This window comes from Citrobacter sp. RHBSTW-00671 (assembly GCF_014103415.1).
In the GTDB taxonomy this organism is placed as follows: domain Bacteria; phylum Pseudomonadota; class Gammaproteobacteria; order Enterobacterales; family Enterobacteriaceae; genus Citrobacter.
Genome location: NZ_JABXPR010000001.1, coordinates 1,762,584 through 1,779,930 on the forward strand (window position 1 = coordinate 1,762,584; position 17,347 = coordinate 1,779,930).

18 protein-coding genes and 3 pseudogenes are annotated in these 17,347 nt (G+C 37.5%); 5 read left to right on the plus strand and 16 right to left on the minus strand.

Going from position 1 to position 17,347, the window contains the following annotated elements; all coding sequences use genetic code 11:
* Nucleotides 1-508: 508 nt before the first annotated feature.
* The 3 genes from HV261_RS08440 to HV261_RS08450 form a co-directional block, all read right to left on the minus strand.
* The gene (locus HV261_RS08440; RefSeq protein WP_202037996.1) at nt 509-1,426 is read right to left on the minus strand and encodes a type I restriction enzyme HsdR N-terminal domain-containing protein; all 918 of its coding nucleotides are present in this window, start codon (nt 1,424-1,426) and stop codon (nt 509-511) included.
* Nucleotides 1,427-1,876: 450 nt separating this feature from the next.
* Entirely contained in the window at nt 1,877-2,617 is a 741-nt protein-coding gene (locus HV261_RS08445; RefSeq protein ID WP_044255149.1) for a DUF2971 domain-containing protein, read from the minus strand.
* A gap of 832 nt (nt 2,618-3,449) precedes the next feature.
* Entirely contained in the window at nt 3,450-4,442 is a 993-nt protein-coding gene (locus HV261_RS08450; RefSeq protein ID WP_044255152.1) for an ankyrin repeat domain-containing protein, read from the minus strand.
* 174 nt (nt 4,443-4,616) lie between these two features.
* Here HV261_RS08450 and HV261_RS08455 point away from each other — a divergent pair.
* Nucleotides 4,617-4,764: pseudogene (locus tag HV261_RS08455) on the plus strand (ATP-binding protein); the annotation flags it as partial.
* A 66-nt stretch (nt 4,765-4,830) separates the two neighbouring features.
* Here HV261_RS08455 and HV261_RS08460 read toward each other — a convergent pair.
* Nucleotides 4,831-4,957 (minus strand): annotated as a pseudogene (locus tag HV261_RS08460) (IS3 family transposase); the annotation flags it as partial.
* Between the two features lie 240 nt (nt 4,958-5,197).
* Here HV261_RS08460 and HV261_RS08465 point away from each other — a divergent pair.
* The 3 genes from HV261_RS08465 (at nt 5,198) to HV261_RS08475 (ending at nt 6,861) form a co-directional block, all read left to right on the plus strand.
* The gene (locus HV261_RS08465) at nt 5,198-6,052 is read left to right on the plus strand and encodes a DUF6387 family protein (protein ID WP_044255155.1); all 855 of its coding nucleotides are present in this window, start codon (nt 5,198-5,200) and stop codon (nt 6,050-6,052) included.
* Between the two features lie 122 nt (nt 6,053-6,174).
* Complete coding sequence (locus HV261_RS08470; protein ID WP_032298274.1) at nt 6,175-6,381, plus strand: helix-turn-helix transcriptional regulator; 207 nt, start codon at nt 6,175-6,177, stop codon at nt 6,379-6,381.
* 204 nt (nt 6,382-6,585) lie between these two features.
* Nucleotides 6,586-6,861 (plus strand): hypothetical protein, encoded by a 276-nt coding sequence (locus HV261_RS08475; protein ID WP_001065761.1) that lies wholly within the window; start codon nt 6,586-6,588, stop codon nt 6,859-6,861.
* A gap of 173 nt (nt 6,862-7,034) precedes the next feature.
* Here HV261_RS08475 and HV261_RS08480 read toward each other — a convergent pair whose 3' ends face one another.
* Together HV261_RS08480 and HV261_RS08485 are read right to left on the minus strand one after the other, a co-directional pair.
* The gene (locus tag HV261_RS08480) at nt 7,035-7,340 is read right to left on the minus strand and encodes a hypothetical protein (RefSeq protein ID WP_202037997.1); all 306 of its coding nucleotides are present in this window, start codon (nt 7,338-7,340) and stop codon (nt 7,035-7,037) included.
* A 71-nt stretch (nt 7,341-7,411) separates the two neighbouring features.
* Nucleotides 7,412-7,975, minus strand: a complete 564-nt coding sequence (locus tag HV261_RS08485) for a helix-turn-helix domain-containing protein (RefSeq protein WP_202037998.1) — start codon at nt 7,973-7,975, stop codon at nt 7,412-7,414.
* Between the two features lie 995 nt (nt 7,976-8,970).
* On the opposite strand from HV261_RS08485, the gene HV261_RS08490 reads away from it, so the two are divergent.
* On the plus strand, nt 8,971-9,396 hold the full coding sequence (locus tag HV261_RS08490) for a hypothetical protein (RefSeq protein WP_022646896.1): 426 nt from the start codon (nt 8,971-8,973) through the stop codon (nt 9,394-9,396).
* A gap of 136 nt (nt 9,397-9,532) precedes the next feature.
* Here HV261_RS08490 and HV261_RS08495 read toward each other — a convergent pair whose 3' ends face one another.
* The 10 genes and pseudogenes from HV261_RS08495 to kwaA all read right to left on the minus strand — a co-directional run bounded on the left by HV261_RS08495 (nt 9,533) and on the right by kwaA (nt 17,342).
* The gene (locus HV261_RS08495; RefSeq protein WP_085037116.1) at nt 9,533-9,853 is read right to left on the minus strand and encodes a cell wall-binding protein; all 321 of its coding nucleotides are present in this window, start codon (nt 9,851-9,853) and stop codon (nt 9,533-9,535) included.
* Between the two features lie 26 nt (nt 9,854-9,879).
* Nucleotides 9,880-10,265 (minus strand): annotated as a pseudogene (locus HV261_RS08500) (SEN1984 family lipoprotein).
* Nucleotides 10,266-10,314: 49 nt separating this feature from the next.
* On the minus strand, nt 10,315-10,587 hold the full coding sequence (locus HV261_RS08505; RefSeq protein ID WP_000377562.1) for a hypothetical protein: 273 nt from the start codon (nt 10,585-10,587) through the stop codon (nt 10,315-10,317).
* 188 nt (nt 10,588-10,775) lie between these two features.
* Nucleotides 10,776-12,017: a relaxase/mobilization nuclease domain-containing protein gene (locus HV261_RS08510; protein WP_202037999.1), complete on the minus strand. Its 1,242-nt coding sequence runs from the start codon at nt 12,015-12,017 to the stop codon at nt 10,776-10,778.
* Nucleotides 12,014-12,418: a hypothetical protein gene (locus HV261_RS08515; RefSeq protein WP_001594377.1), complete on the minus strand. Its 405-nt coding sequence runs from the start codon at nt 12,416-12,418 to the stop codon at nt 12,014-12,016. Before HV261_RS08515 ends, HV261_RS08510 begins: the two co-directional genes overlap by 4 nt.
* Before the next feature lie 176 nt (nt 12,419-12,594).
* Complete coding sequence (locus HV261_RS08520; protein WP_202038000.1) at nt 12,595-13,539, minus strand: ankyrin repeat domain-containing protein; 945 nt, start codon at nt 13,537-13,539, stop codon at nt 12,595-12,597.
* Between the two features lie 15 nt (nt 13,540-13,554).
* The gene (locus HV261_RS27640) at nt 13,555-13,995 is read right to left on the minus strand and encodes a hypothetical protein (protein ID WP_001044498.1); all 441 of its coding nucleotides are present in this window, start codon (nt 13,993-13,995) and stop codon (nt 13,555-13,557) included.
* 356 nt (nt 13,996-14,351) lie between these two features.
* The gene (locus HV261_RS08525; protein WP_202038001.1) at nt 14,352-15,338 is read right to left on the minus strand and encodes an ankyrin repeat domain-containing protein; all 987 of its coding nucleotides are present in this window, start codon (nt 15,336-15,338) and stop codon (nt 14,352-14,354) included.
* Nucleotides 15,339-15,766: 428 nt separating this feature from the next.
* The gene (locus HV261_RS08530) at nt 15,767-16,738 is read right to left on the minus strand and encodes a Kiwa anti-phage protein KwaB-like domain-containing protein (RefSeq protein ID WP_202038002.1); all 972 of its coding nucleotides are present in this window, start codon (nt 16,736-16,738) and stop codon (nt 15,767-15,769) included.
* Nucleotides 16,739-16,748: 10 nt separating this feature from the next.
* Entirely contained in the window at nt 16,749-17,342 is a 594-nt protein-coding gene (gene kwaA, locus HV261_RS08535; protein ID WP_001594372.1) for an anti-phage protein KwaA, read from the minus strand.
* Nucleotides 17,343-17,347 lie beyond the last annotated feature (5 nt).

Here is a 17,347-nt window from a genome sequence, read left to right on the forward strand (position 1 = left end):
GTTTAAATTAATTTCGTTATGGGTTCCAAAAAGGAACCATAAAGTAGAACCACAGTACCTCGCATGGTTCCAACATGCCTAGCGACTTCAAAATAAAACCCTCTATAGGCATACTAAATGTAAGTGTGGCGGGATATTTAGCGTCTGATTACTGAGGAGGTCAATAAAAACTGCTCTATCTCAAATACTGTAGTGATCCATAAACTTGTCCGTTTGAGTAGATGGTGTACCTCGCCCGTTCAGGCACGGAGCGGCCAATCAGCAGAGTATTCATGTCTGCTATGAGCGAAAAGTGGAAGTTCGCAATTATCCTCACCACTGATAAGTAGCCTTTACTTACAATGTAATGTGTTAGCTAATGTAATAGGAGCTGAGCAGTGAATTATGAATGGATGCTTTAGTTCATATTTGGGAGCATATTACTGTAAAAAAAACCGGCTTACACCGGTTTAAATTCGCTCGCGAGAATCATTTACCAAAAATTTTATGCAAAATTAAAAATACCAACTCACTCCATTTCTCTTTTGGCTAACTCTTCCCATTCGTCGATTGAGTTATTATAAGGAAATACCTCTTTAACTATGAAAGGAATGTAGCTTTCTTCAGCATTGTGATGTATTTCATTACTGATATTACTTGTGATTCCGAATTTTACGTCAGGATCGTTTTCAGAGAAATGTATATGAAAAGGTTGTTGACCTAAAGCCTGTCTAATTTTATTTGCTTGTTCTGATGGAAGTACTTTAAGTAGCTGTTTGAATGTTTTTTTATTAAAGTCCAGAGAAATGGCCATGTCAATATCTCCGGGTATCGTAGATATGCACGTGTATGACCGTTCGCTCATTCGACTAATAAATTTTGTATTTATAGCTGGGGCACTAAAAGAACCATCTTTAACCAAACCCATTTTTCGAATGTGAATTCCAAAATCAGGCGCATAATTCAAGACATCCGGATTGGCTTTAATATCTGGATTTAATATCCTGAATAATTTTTCCCAGTAATTACCAATGTCTTTTAAAGAAAATCTAAGTATTGGGTGGAGTTCCCGTATACTATATAGAACAAATTCATTCCCATTGCACAATGCATACATTTCTGCCCTTATTTCTGGATGTATAGCATAACTATAGGCTTGCTCAACGTGCATGCTTTTGGTTATTTTTTCATTAGGAGCCTTTGCATCAAGAATCCAATATGGTCGGTCGTTAGAAAGAAAAACATAATCCGGTACTATTGAAATCTTTCTTGGCTGTGAACCTATTGAGACAAATGGATGTGTAAGCGTTTTGCTCCTGATTACACGGCTATCTCCCGATGCTTTATAACCAAGAGCTTTAATAATTGGTAAAATCAACTCTTCTCTGACTGAATCCTCTTTAAATTCATCTGAGCTTAGTAAGTTAAAATCAAAATCATCAAACATATCCCCCCCACATATATTTATTTGACAAAAGATGTATAATTCAAATTATTCAGAGCCATTGTAAATCACTATAGAATAAAAAGATAATTTCAAGTGGAGATGTTATCTAATTTTTTGATTTATAGCACAAAAAACGACCTCTACAGGTTGTTTATTACGATAGTTAAAGCTGATCACATTTAGGAAGTCAGTCTAAGATGCTCTCTTCAACATGGCCTAGGTTTTTTTACCGTCGAAGAAGATAATTGTGTTCATAGCATGATGCTTTCAAGTGGTATGATCTCTTTCTCAGTGATTCATGCAGTATGAGCCTAGCAACTTCCGCTTCTGGCACGAAGCGGACCAAGCAACTGAGCTGAAGGTCTGCTGTGAGCGAACAGCAGACATTCAATCGATCATGATGTATTTATAATACTTAATATTAGTTAATGTATATATGTTTTTAAGTAATTATATCGGTTGAAAATAAATGTCAAATTTATCACTGTACAAATTCCCTTTATAGTAATTAACATTTGGGTCCGTAATTATACTTCTTACCAAATGTATATCTGACATATCTGTCTTGCAGCCGAAATAAACAGAAACTAATTCTGCGGGCCAAGGATGTAACTCATTACCTTGCTCAACTACATGTCTCCACTCCTGCTCGTATTCCCAATGTTTAGATTTTGTATGTAATATTCTAATTTTATTAGATAATGTATCGACTTCATTTAAAATTGAACTTGCCTGTATCGATGGATAATTATCATTGTAATTCATCGGTCTGGTTGTTTTATCATCTGCTAAGGCTGTGCCGGCGATGCGTTTAAACTCTAAGCACATACCTTTATGTTCAGAAGCATAATGCGACCACATCAGCAAATTTTTGTTACTGCTTGCTAGTGAAAGAATACCTAACTTTTCTAAACCGCTTTTAAATCTGTCCAAAAGTTCATCAAGAGAACGTTTTTGGGAAACCATTACATCTGACATATCTTCACCAAAAATGGCTGATAATTTTTCAGAGTCCATTTCCCGTTCGTACACATGCCTTTGTCCTCTCACATAAAATTGGGTGTCAAAAGGATCGTTAAATCCTGCCGGTTTTGAGTACCAGATTTTCCGCTGTGCAAGAGCACTTAATTGATTCTTACCGATAGGGCAGTATTTGAATAGAGATGTAATTTCAGGCTTTATCACTAGCATTCCTATGATTTTTTAAATGTTAACATAATTAATTATGTAACTTTACTATCACAAGTTCAGGTTGTAATCTTCTGATTATAAGATAAAAACACGCATATACTCTCATAAGAAAATGTATCTTGGTTACATAATTAAAACATTCTAACAAAATCGTTTCCGGAATACTTTAATCTTCTTGAATTATGTTAGTAACGTCCGCTACTGGCACTAAGCAGAAGTTCCCGAACAACGTAAGCTGGCATATGCCCTCGTTCCTTCGTGGGGACTATCGATCTATTTGCAGGTGGTGTTTAAGCAATATCGCCAGCGGCGGGAGCTCATAGTGCATTCAATCAAGCTCACAAATCACACAGTCTTTACTTTTTTCAGATTCCCCAATGGCTTCGCGTCCTAGCCTCAACCAGATAAACCTGAGCTACTTTAGGGGTATATGCCTTTCTGAGCATAAAGGATACTGTTTCTATGAAAACTGATCGCGAGAGCACGATTAGGAGATCAGAACCTGATTTGACATTGATACTGGCTATCAGCGACGGGCAGTTCCTGAATACGTCTGACAATTCTTTACCTCATTAGTTTTTATTTTCAGAAGTGCCGTGATCCAGCACGAGTGCTGATAACCAATATCACTTGGGTAATGATTGACAAGTTTACTAAACAACGAGCAGATATTTTCAAATTGCCTGCTGCTTCCACATCACCAGCCAGAGGCGTCAGACCCTTAGCACCATACGTTTCATAGAGTAATTCCCAATATAGTTAATGCTGAATTTCTTTGTTCATGTTGAGGCAGTATATTGAAACAATTCGAATAAATCACACATATAAGCTCTCACAATCTTCCGCCATTTTTAACTGTTACAGATATACTTTTAGCAGGTTTTAAATGCTTGGAGATTTCTTGCTGTTCGCGACGGATTTTGTATGAATTAATTTCTTCGTAATCCTTGTGTTTATTTATTTTTGATAAATCAACCAAGAGCTTATTTCTTATCATCCACTTTACAATTTGCTTGTCGATATCTTTATAGAGAGGGCCGCCTTTGTATTTATAGAAGTGAATATCATGAATTTCACTGATGAAATCAAGTATGGATAAGATTTCTTTATAATCACCAATGTAACTGTTAATGGTGAAATGGTCTTTATTAAGTTCTATTTTGAATCCATGTTCAGAAAGGTAATACAAGAAAAAAGCTGAGTCGAGATTACAAAAATCTACATGCAGCGTTCTTCTGTCAAATCTATCAATATGCGAAAGAATGATATCATGTAATTCATAATCATATACATTGTCAATAAACCCTTTCCCTGAATGATCAATTTGATTGACATTGCATCCAGCATCTATTGCTACGGATAAAACTTCCGGGGAGAGGGGCAGGAAGAGAATATTTCTTCCTTTTTTATCGATGTGATTTATATCACAACCAGCATTAATTAATTCTGTCAGTCCTTCAGCATTCCTGTAATGTTCAAAAATGCATGTGTAGCCATTAGTATCCGTATGCGAGGTGTCTAAACCCAGTCCAATCAGTTTCTTCAGTATTTCTGGATTTTTTTGATGAAAGAGCGCATTTTGCCCATGTCCGTTGATATGATGTATATTAATTCCATAACTTAGCAGGCAATCCATGGCTTCCAGGGTTCTGCAGCTAAAAAGGGCATTGTCACCGTTATTATTAACAGCATTAATATCATAGCCAGCTTTTAAAGCATTCTTTATACCATCAGGCGACGTTGCATTGAAGAATGATTCAGAAATGGCAAGGTCTAATGCCTTTTCTAATAATCCCTTTTGTAATAAGGACATGACTAAGTCCATAAACACCCCCATGAAAAAATGTTTAAGTCATTAAATATCAGAAATTCTGTGAAATGCAACTACTGGGGAAAGGTGTTCATGATGTGCGGAATAAAAATTTCAACAAACCACCCGTGGATACATCAGAAACACCTGCAGTAAATTTACGCCTGTAACCTACCGTCCGGACTATAGGACCAAACCTTCGTGGGAGATGCTACCATTATATCGGCAATGTTGAACCGGATTTTACATCACACACGTCGTACAAATAAAAGGAGAAGGCTATCGACTGAAGCAAAAACGGAAAGCCGGGGTTGTCGCTGAAGCTAATCCTGAGTAAACAAGGTGGATCAACATTAGACCGTCGGTGGTGGCGGTATGTGGATCACTTTTTACCCGTTGTTGACCCCCGGCGCTCCCAAGCCATTTCCAGTGCTCTGATGGTAAGTTTGCTGTCAGGTGAGACTTGAATTTCATTGCCACCCACCGGGTTTTCTGGCAAACAGGTCGAGAACAACGACAAGATACGCCCAGAGTAAAGTAAGAGGCAGGGCGTAGTCGGGTCATATCCCTGCCTCTTCTCTCCTGACAGGACGTAGACCCTGGCAAGTTGCATCAAAAGATAACAAATTTCTCAGTTCAACTTCCTTCTGGCTAGGTTAACGTGCAAGCAGGAACTGCTTTTCATCGATTAGTTAATACGGTAGTTTTTTCAAACTAACTGAACTCTATTCGTATGACTTAAATCTTTAAGAAGGCAGGAGATTTGAATTTTGAAAAACTGGTCACCAGAGCATACTAAAGAAATCAAAGCTTGGCTTGACATAGATAACTATCGCAAGCTCGAAGACATCAGTTTAAATGCCTTGTATCACGAACTTTGGGCAAGAGCGCTTCTGTACAAGCCAGGGCCTACTGACGAAGAAAAGAAAGGGCTATGGGTGTACATGACTGAAATTTTCAGTGGGAACCCCCATCTTTTCAGAGGGAAACAACTCGATTATCCAACAGTTAACGATACTCTCTACAGTCCTCCACACATTTTTATCACGGATATCACCAGGCTTGCTGAACTTAGTGTGATGGCCCTTAGTGTGAATCTTTTCACTTGGGAGGAAGGAAACGATGAATATTGTGTTAATGCGCCTCATCACGAAGCTTATGTGTCACAACTCTTGTCCCCCTTATGTGAGAAAACGGTGTTGCTTGAAATCGATCTTGGTAGTGGTACTGACGATGAAATAGCCGAATCGATAAAAGCGGCCCTGCCACAATGGAGATCGGTAAAAGGAGTGGAAGTCAATGAAACCGGTATCGTTCGTTTCGGCTACGGAACCATTAAAAAAATCATAAATTACAGGTTGGTTGCGATGCTGGACATCTTACTTTGGGCAAAAAGGAAAGAACTAAGAATCTCAGATGATCGCCTCTCCCGGCTTCTTTATACTGATGAAGATGAAGAAACAACTACCCGTTTAGGGTATCACATTAAAGACTCAGATCGTCCGCTTGCGATGAAAGCTGCAACGATAGACTTCATTAGGCAGTTCAATTTTTTCATGAACCGAAATCCCCACCTGAAAAACATGAGAGTTTCAGATGTGATGAAACTCTCTGATTCTAACTGATCTCGAATTCCCGAAGTCTACTACTGCAGGGCAGACCGTAACCCTGCAGTTAGGAAGCTCGCTCCTTTCTTTTCCCAACTGTTCGTATAGTGATCCCATCACAACGACAAAGGGAAAACAAAATGAACAATCAAAATACTCGCCTAATTCGCTTCCCAGAAGTTATGAACAGAACCGGCTATGGCAAGGCCTGGATTTATCGTCTAATCAACGAAGGTTTATTTCCACAACCAATAAAAATTGGTTCGCGTGCAATTGCATTTGTCGAAAGCGAAGTTGATGAATGGATCGCATCTGCAATTGAGCGTTCACGTAAAAATGCAGCCTGATTACGGGGTTAATGATGAGTGTATTAAATTTGGTGTGTAAAAATAAATGGTGCTATTCAACAATGAGTAGAGGGCCGCCTGATATTTTATAAGTAGTATTAGGTCAGGCTTTGGTATTAAGAAGTAATAACAATAGTCATTGGTGAAAATTATGATGGCATTTTTACCGTGACATTATAGATTAATAAGTACAGGAGATTTAAAATGAATAATTCAATCAGAGTACCGGAAGATAAAGATTTTGTATGTGCATTTGTGACTTCACCGGATAGCTTGTATGAGGCTATTGAAACCTATCGTAATTATGTAGATCCAGTCGAAGAGATAGAGTTTGAGCACGTCCTTCTTTATTTGTTGTGTTCTATACTGGTCGAGGGTGCTACAGATGTTACCATTAATGATGAAGTACGAATGTGTATTGAGCACCTTGTCAATGAAAAAAATATTATCAGAAAGAATAACGCAGGTAAAAAGGTGTAAAGTCTGTAATGAATTATCATGGGTACAGACAGCACAAGTCTGTACCTTCTTATTTTAATCCTACTGGCAATGATATATAAAAATTATGTGCTTTTGATAGTGGCCATGTGGTTTTGCTATAGCAAGCATGGCAGGATAGGAATATCCTGAACTTTCATTCTCTGCCCTTTGTTTTATTTAAGATAACTGAAAAATACAGGGTTTAAACGATACTGGTATTTAAACTCAGTACACATAATAACATTTGTATCAATCAGTTTATCGATGGCCTGATAAAATCGGGCTGGTGTGATATGTATCTCTTCCTGCTGTGCGATGGATGTTGCACGGTGAAAACTCAGGTAAACAGTGTTTTTATCTGGTGTGTATGAAGCAATTAATGTGAGAAGCCAAAACACATTGTGAACAGTATTGTTCAGATTGCATTTTTCATCTGATGATTTATTCTGGTAAAGATCAGTTGGGAGCCTTTGCTTCATAAAGATATCCTTTATTTTGTTAAATTTTTCGCTGGTGCCAGGAGTGAAATCACCAGCGCTGTTATGCCATTTTAAAATGGAATACCGTCAGTTGGATATCTGTTTCTGGATTTTTTTACAGGCTTTGCTTTGCGCCCTGCGCGATAAAAGTTGAATGAAGTGGCAAAGTCTTCAGTCTCAAGTCTGGATTTACTGAACTTATCCATCAGATCTTCATTGAAACGATGAGGAATACCTTTTACGCATAAATTAGAATTCAGGTAAACCTGACCATCTTCAGCATTACGGATCAGTATTTTCCTCTCAAATAATTCTCTGAATGCACGTGAAACATTCGATTTATTCAGTCCTAACTCTCTGGCGGTACGTGACTGTGAAAAGTCAGGAATAATATTTCCATAATCAATGGCTGAGAAAAGATAAAGAACAATTCTGAATGCCGTTGGTGTCAGATCCATTCGGGCGAGTGTGGCCATATTATCTTTAAAGACCATCGAAAAATCATCACGAAAGGATGTCTTTTTACAGGCACTTGCTTTAACTTTTATTTCTTCCAGATCTTCGGGCATAACATCTAATGCTTCTGCAATAATTGCTTTTTGTTCTTTAGTTAACATAACACTTGTGTTTGACATAATGGCTCCTTTTTTATTATTGTGATAACAGATATGGCATATTAAATTTTTTTGTCAATATTATTAGTAATAAAAATTTAAAAAATATTATATTTATTACTCTGTGCTTATTTTTATAGTGGAATATTAAGGGGTGTCAGAGTTATTACGAAGGGTGCTAAATTTCACCATCACCTGTTATGTTATTAATAATTTTTGGTTCTGAAAGATACAACCAATATTCTATCTTAACTTGTTGATGTAATTTATTAATTTTCTTTTTGTATTTGCAAGATAAAAGAGTGATAAAGAAACAAGAAACCGAAATTTAGTTTTAGACTGACACAAAATTCCATTGTACACAGTTTGATAAACACTGCTATTGCTGATTTTCCTTCGTAATATTATTCCTTAAGTGAAGCCCGCGCACCTGTGTGTTGCGCCACTGGGCTTCAGAACATTGCTATAGTGTTTAACTGTCAGTAGAAATACGCTTCGCGCAGGAGTTCAGACAGTTGGGTTTAGCTCTCAGCACAAATACGCTTCGCGCAGAGATTCAGACTGCTGAGTTTAGCGATAGAGTGGACCCGACTACATGATTTACCCGTTAACTTAATACGGCCCACGCCGGAACCCATTCGGAAAAATCCTTTCTGCTTCAGCGAGTGAGTGCTGTGGGCACTCAGCGGCGCTGCAAGAGGGATTAAACGTTGGGTTTTCATCTGACGGGTAAAAATAATCTACATATATCTGTCGTCGGGGGCGTGAGCCGGTGCGTAGCACTCTCTCAAAAAAATTCCTGAAGGGGTTTTATCTGAAATCTGGAAACTACCTGGCTTTTGAAAAAAGGAAGTGGTAATGCAATCGATCGGACTCAACATTACTACAGCGAAAGCTGTTTCCAGTATTAAAAGAATAAATAGTTGTCATTTTAAAATAAAATATTTTCAATTTAGTATTGATTTAAATTTTAAAGCTGATAGTACTTAATTATAAAAACAAAAAAGGAGAGGGTTATGAGTAATATTTGTGTTTCATCTCAGGAAGAAAAGTTTATATTTGTTGTTGATAAATATATAACACACCATCGCGACAGTGTTAATAACAATAATTTTTACAGAAAACTTTATGTGCTTTTCGCTGGATACCATCTGAAGTATTTTTATTCGCGGGCGCAATATCGCAATTCGTGTTATCACGTTGATAATATCATGCAGATGTTTATGGGTGTCGTTTCTACCCTAAAGGCCCCTCTGCTCAGGCAACTCGCAAACAGTGACACATTACTGCATTGCCTGAATTCGCTCGTGAATTATATTTCAGGCAATCTGGATGAAGCAGAGCACATTTATGCTGATTTACTGGCACAGTATGAAAAGAAACGCATTGCACGTTCTCTGGCTTATACACCACCAGGATCCGTGGTCAGGAAAAGGCTGTGAGGCAGCGGATACGTACTGGACAGGGGATGGCAGAGTGACATAAAAGCAGTCGTTTCCCGCAAGACATTACCGGGCATTAAAAAGGCAGGAGCCACCGGTTTGGTGTCCTGCCTGGCGGGATTGTTTTACTGTGGTCTTACTTGTCAACGACCTGCCAGCCATCATCCGTTTTGACCAGCGTGACTTCCGCTGTGCGTTTTTCGTTATCGACAACAGCTGTTACATTGCATTTATAGCTTTTATCCGATACTTTCACGCAGTCATGCTTTTTGACAGATTTTAATTCCCGCAGTGCGTCTTTCGGGACATCTTTACCTGCTATGGATTTAACGATGGCATTCGTCTGCTCCACGACCTTATTCATCGCAGTGTAAATATCCTGCTCAGACGGTTCACCGGTACAGCCACTCAGCAAAAAAATGGACGCAATGAGTGTGGTAAATGCATATGTTTTCATAAAATAATCCCAGACTGTAGAGTACGTTATTGAATAAGACCGGTTTTCATCTTGCTGTTGTTTTCAGAGAACGTCCACTTGCTGACCGTTTCGCCTTTAAATTCGATTTCCAGCGTTTTGGCCTGCGTCTGTGAACCCCCTGTCAGCAGTCCAATCACGGGAATAAATGTGGTGGCATCAAACTGATTGTTATCCATGGAATAAGTCCATTCTTCATTGCCACTATCAAGTGTAGCTTTGGTTTCCGGCTCACCTAATGCGGTAATGATTTCTGATTTCGTTGTTTTATTTTTGATAATCTTCGACTGCAGACTTTGTGATGTTTCTTTTTTTAGATGCTGGTTGCCTGATATTGAACAACCAGAAATAAGTAATGCAGAAATAAAAAAACAGAAATCATGAATCTGTTCATAAGTTCTCCCATATTAATTTTTTATGTTTGCGGTGGTGCGAAATTAATATCACCGTATAAAAACAACTCTGTCTGCATATTTCTTTTTAATTATGCAGATAAGAATAATGACGCTGGCAAAAAATGTAATGACTGAGACAGGAGTGCTACCGGTCAATGAAAATACTAACCAGGCGAGACCGAATGCCACGAATTGAAACAGGAATGCCACACTGAGCGGACTTTCACCATAGGCCACTTTTGCATGGCAACCTTTGCAAATCCGCACGCCGTGCGGGCTTTGTGTAAAGCAGAAGGGGCAGCTAATCGTTTTACTATCCATCATGACTCCATGGCCTGATTTAAGGTGATGTATTTTTGAACATTTTCGATGAATGATCCGCTTTAGTAAAATTGCTTGTACCGATCGATGGATCTTGGTTGATAGGTTGTAGCTATCATAAAAAGTTTATCGATCTATATAAACGATCAATATTTTGTTGACTATTACTAAAGTATGGACTGTTTAACTTATGGTGCAGGATGGGTGTTGTTTTTAACTAATTGTTCTTTAATGGGATTTGTTGTCATGGAATGACAGGGTGTCAGAAGATGCAGGTGCAGGATTTGGTGGAAAGGATGTGCAGTGGCATGTAACAGAGACATGCCCCTGCGCCTGAGAAGTGCCACAATATGGCCGAGCAATACAAGCCACGAATGCAGACGACGCTGGCGGGGTATCTGACGAGCTGTATTGTGCAGTTTGCTCCTGAGTTGAATGACACCCACTGTTTCCTGTTGTCTTTCCAGACGAATTTTTTCTTCAAGCTGAAGGATTTTCTCCAGAATCGTTTCCCGGTTTGCAGCCTGTTCTTCAGGCTCGCATGATGGCACTGGCACTGGCACTGGCACTGGCACTGGCACTGGCACTGGCACTGGCACTGGCACTGGCACAGTCTGCTGTTGCTCTTTTTTCAGTAAAGCCAGGTGCTCTGGTGTAAAACCAATCTGTGTTTGCAGAGAAGACCAGCCATACTTTTTTCCAAGCTGAGACGCTTTAAAGGCAATGCCCTGGTACTGAAATGAAAAGCCGTTCATTTTTCCCGTTGAGGCGATATTGGGTTTACAGTTCACGCCTTCCTTTTCCAGCATAGTGATAAAAGTCAGCAAATCAGGGCGGCCGGTTAACGCATTATCAATCAGGCTCTGCAGAGTGGACCTGGGGCAGGGAGTTGTCGTTCTTTCAGCCATCATCAGCTCGTTGCGGGAAGGCTTTCTTTTCTCCTGACTATGACTACTGATTGCAGATGTGGTTTGAGTGAGTTTGTGGACTTTCTCCAGCTCGCTGATAATCCGGGTACTGATAAGATTTTCATTTTTCCCAAGGTACAGCTTCCCACCGACCATGTTAATTCTGTTAGCTATTATATGGATATGCTGCCCGTCCGAATCATCGTGCATGATATAGCAGCGAAGATGGGTTTCAGTGAATCCCATCCGGGTCATATAGTCGTCAGCGAATGCCGCCCATTGTCTGACTGACAGTGTTTCTCCCTTTGGCAGGCGAAGCGAATTATGCCAGACAGGTTTGGCGACACCGGGGCGCAGTAGTCTTGTGCCTTCAAATTCACTGATAAGTTCAGCAGCAGTGCTTCCCGTCATGTTGCCACCGATAATATAAGGCGTGATTTTGTGGTGAGAGCCTGACTTAAGGCTATAGAGAACCACACCTGCAAACTGTTTACCCCGCTTTATTTTCTGCATGCCTTTCACTGGTCTTGCTCCAGAAAGGTTGATGGAATAAGGTGATCCCTGAGAGTTTTGATTTGTCTGCGCAGGGCGAAGAGTTCTGTACGGGTCAGTTCGCTGTCAGGGCTTTTGCTGTCGAGATGATTCAGCAGGCGGTTTAAATCCTGTGAAAGGTTGCCGAGTTTAATCCATGCTTCACGATTGATTTCAGGTAATACCGGTGGGAGTTTGTTGAGGGATGCCATTCTTAGCCATTCCCCTTTTTTATAAGGGCCTCTTTTACTATCGAGAATAGATAATTCTTCTTCGTTTAACCGAACGCTGACGCAGTGAGTTCGAACTTCATTAGGTGAATATTTTGCTGTATGGAATTTACCTCTTCTTGAGCTTCTTGATAGATCTTCTTTACTTTCATTTTTATGCATATCTAACCTTTTTAAAATGTGTTCATGATCTACAGTTAGCGCATTGGTAAAAAAAGTCAAGGCAGTGTCGAAATTTATAAATAAGAGAGGTGGAGCAGATTGCTAATTATGTAATCTGCTCTGGGTAAAAATAGGATTCATATTAAATTCATTATGACAGTGAGGAGGGGCGGAGGTCACAATCTACGTTTTACTGGCATTAAAGAGATTGTTTGTTTCATAATTTCGCTAAGTTTCTTTTTCTCATGTTCTGCTATATATTTACAAATCTCATCATGTCGAATATGCTGTTCCAGTTGTTTTCTATCCATTTTGATGTCATTGCGGATAAACCATTTAATGGTTTCAATGTCCTCGCGTAAATCATAACCTCGCAGTACAATATGGCGAAAATGTGTGTTGCTGATATCTGTCTTCTTCTTTAGTTCACTGAAGAAAGAGCTCATTTCATTTTCATTGGCACTTAGATAAACCTGGCAGTTATCAGAGATAGTAAAGTTAAGGTTTTTCTTCTGAAGCAAATCCATTATCTGCAGACTTTCGCTGTTGAGGTAGTTGAAAATTACTGGACTGCTATCCTTCATACTAATATGACGAATGAGCATTTTGGCTTTGAAATCGCCTAATGAATAGCAAATTTCAAAAATACCGTGACCCTGGTTATCTCTGTGGTTTATATCGCAACCGGCCTGTACCATCAAATCAAAGATAGAGTGATTTTTTACGTAAAAAAGTATTGTTCTTCCGCATTTATCCACATTGTTGACATTAATTCCAGCATTGATCAGGGTTTTGCAACAGGATATATTATCAGCTAACGAGCATAAACAGGTTTGGCCGAGACCATTTTTGTGGTGTATATCTACGCCGGAATCAATCAATTTTTTCAGTATGTGAGGATTTCGCTGGTTAAACAAAACATTGTGACCATAGTTGTCAGCATGGTTGAAATCTATTCCTGCTTTAACCAGAGTGTCAATCATTCTTGGGTTTTTACAGTAAAACAGTATATTTCTTCCAAACGAATCCAGTGTATTAATATCGGAGCCTGCATTAATGCAAGCCTGAATGTCTTTTGGAGTTTTACAAGAGAGTAATGCATTTATTGCGTTGTTATTCATAATTTTTCTCCTCTGTTAAGCGACTAATCTGATATAGTTGTCATGGTTGGTTTTATATTCCTTTATTTTTTTAATGTCTTCGTAAATTCGAGCGAGTGAAAACCATGAGATCTCTTTCAACATGTTTTTGTTGCTTACATACAAAATGTTACCACCGCGAAATGAAAAAGCATTATGGAATGTACTTTCATTCGTCGTTTTGAGAAATCGAATGAAATTTTTTATTGTCTCTTTTTTGTTCATGTTATAAGAGGTGAATGTATAGATAGAGAATACGGTTAAAATATTTCTCTTCGAGACCATATGTCTTGAGAAATAATCGAAATAAAATCTTTGCTCCTGAGTGTCACTTTTGCAGAAAAAAGAAAATTGTGGATTATATAATCTATAAAGATCTGCGTTCTTTTTTGTTTTGGCGAGATAGTTAGTCAGGCTTGGATAGTTTGTTTTATTCATTTTAGTTCTCCTTTATTTAATTAACAAAGGAAATATATATTATTAAATAAACAAAATGCAAATATATTTTTATATTTATTTAATTAAATAGATATATTTTTATTATATTTCATATAAGGTGTTGTTTTTCATTGCTATATTATTTTTATCAAAAAGTGCTGTGTTTTATTTGATTGATTTGGTTTGAGAGTAGTGATTGATATTGTATGAATTGGCAATGAGGGTGTTTTAAAAAATAAATTTATCAAAGTGCTAAGGTGCAATGTGGGGCTTTGTATTAAATTAATGATGTTAGCGCCCCTTGGCTATCTAACTAAAGGTTAAAGCCAAGGGGAGAGTGTTCAGGCAGATTCAATTCATAATCTTTTTTTTGTAATTGCTTTACAGGTAACTGGTTGAAGCGTTGTTCGTAAAACCTTTTGCTCTCTCTGTGATTTTTCCTGGAGGATTTCTTCATAGAAGTAGCGTTCTTTAAGTGATTCTATATCAACTTTTATATCATGACATATTAACCATTTAATTAGCAGTCTTCCTACATAGTGAGTCAGTAGATATGTACTGTTTATGTAAAACCAAACATGACTAATGTCTGTCAGTTTCTTTAGTTGTAAAATTAATTTTTTAACGTCGGCATTTGTTGGTGTGATAATGCACTTATCATTTATCTCAAATTCATTTTTTTGCTTTATAAGTAACGACAACAGCTCAATTGATTTAAATGTAATGTTCTTGAATACAATTTTTGAACTGTCTTTAAGATGAATATTACGGATAAGAAAACGAATGTAGTTATCGTTTTTAGATTCCCAGTGAGTATATTTACCAGCTATGCTGTGGTTTTCTGACTGCCAGTAATCGAATGCTGTCTGCCCGCTTAAATTTTTATGATTAATGTCGCAACCAGCCTCAATGAGTGCATCGTATACATATCCTTCAAATGGAATGAAAAGAAAGGAGTTGCCATAGCTATCTTTGGTAAGGATATCTAGTCCTGCTTTGATAAGATATTTTACTAACCCTGGTGAAACATCAATATGTTGAATCGCAAGGGTGCCTGACTTATTCCGGTGGTTAACATTAATACCATTGCTGACAAGAAGTTCCACTGTTTCAACATTTTGAGCATAGAATAATGCATTATTACCGTCATTATCCAAGTGGTGAATGTCAATGTCAGCGTCAATCATTGCCTGTATAGCTTCAGGTACATTACAGGTAAAAAGAGCAGTTTGACCTTTACTATTGCACATATTTATATCCATGCCAGCCTTAAGGCAACGAAGGACACCATTTTTAGACTTTACACGGAAGAGGTTATTTTTATTATTTTCTCTTGATATCATTATTTATCTCCTTTTTTGTTGTTTTCAAGATATTAATGACACCAGATTTTACGGTATTCAAATTTATTTTTGTTTTATTAGGGGGTATCTGATTTGGTTTGCTTGAGGTTATTCTTAACTTATGGAACATAGGGACGTTAAGGTTATCCTATGTGATATGGATTAACCATTTTCACAAGAATATTTATCCATATTGGAGCTAATCTGTATAAAGGAGATAATTAGAGGCTCAGATATTAATACTATAGAGAGTAATGCTATAGGATATGGAAAAGATCATGTAATATAATGGTGGTTATTAATGTTCTTCTTAATTTTGGAAATTAAATGAGTAGTGTTTTTTATGAGGTTTTTTTCTGTTGATAATTCTTATTAAAATTTGAAGAGCATCCTTTAAGTTATTCGGCTTGAGGATGCTCATTTAAAATTTAAGCAGCGGAGTCTTTTTCAACAGCCAGGAAGGGCGAGTTATCAAGTGCTGCAAAAGATGCTTCATTATTTAAAAGCCGAATAAAGTATCTCTTTTGATCTTTAGTATTAAGGTTTATTAATCCTCCGGTTAGATCAATATTCCGTTGAAATACAGGGAATTTTTGCATAACTTGTTGTATTTGAGGGACTGATACTCCCGTTTTTACTAAGTTCCCTTTTGAAACCATAGCAAGTCTACGCATAAATGCTCTGTCTTTATACATGTCCTTGAAAATATCTAGTGGCACTGGCATACCTTGTGTATTAACAATTCCAAGGTTTATTATTAATGGCGTTGAGTTATTTGCAAGATTATCTATTACACTTTCTAATCCATACATTCTTTCAAGAAGCTTAATGTTTAGCGCATAGTACTTATTCTGAAAAAAGAAGAAGTCAATAGTGTCATTTATATCAATACTGTCATGAGTGATCTTATCTAAGGTTCTGCCATTTAGACTCAAGTAAGATTTTTTTGTTTTCTTATGTAGAGAAACAGGATATTTATGTTGGTAAATGACTACGCTGTTTCCATTACCATCACAAAGGTGGTAAATTACGGCTTTTACCGATGTGAGGCTTTGTGTTGCAAAATCAAACTGTGTTGCATTCCCATTGACACCGAAATTTAGCACGTTGTTCATTTTAGTAAATTCAATTGGAAGGTGATTAATTGTTAAGTGATCATATTCGAAAACTTGCTTATCTCTTTCTAATAAAGTGGATACAAGTGGAACGGCCACTTTACCTCTGTTAGGTTCAATAATATTATTGATTAAGCTTTTAGAAAATGAAGTGGTCAGATCTTTTTCAGCATCAGGTTCAAGGTTAACCTTAAATATATCTATCGTACCTTGAACATCAGCAACAAAAAAAGCTTCACCAGAGATGCGTTTCGATTTTAAAATATTTTCAATGTTAGTGAACATGTCATGACCTCTACACTATTTTAGCCAAATAAGTTTCATCGTCGATTTTTATATACTTTATATTATCTGTACTCTTTAGAACACTGCGGCAGATTACTGTGCATTTTTTCACTCCACGATCATGTACATTAGCTTTGTATATTCTGAATCCGAGTATTGCAAGTGATGGGTTAGAATAAAACCGGTTTGTCTTTACGTATATTGCGCCGATTACAAATATCATCAACCCTAAATTTAATACAGTTCTCTTACTATCGACATCAGTGAAAACTAAGGGCATTATATAAGTGGTTAAAAACTCTAAATGTTCATGGTTTTCATTGCTAATATCCGAGACAGTGCATGCAACAGACCAACCCGAACCAAAGCTATTTGCAAGGACTATTAAAATAATTGCACCAATAAAAATGAAAATCAAACTAACTATGAAAACGATATTTCTCACTTTCAATGACGAGATTGAGAAAGTAAAGTTTTCAGTAAAAATATAGTCCCACACATTTTTTATCAAAACCTTATCGTAGGACATAATTAATAATGATAAAAATAGAAGCCATAGTGATAGTATATATAGTACTGTTTTAAGATATGGCCTGCTATCCATTAGCT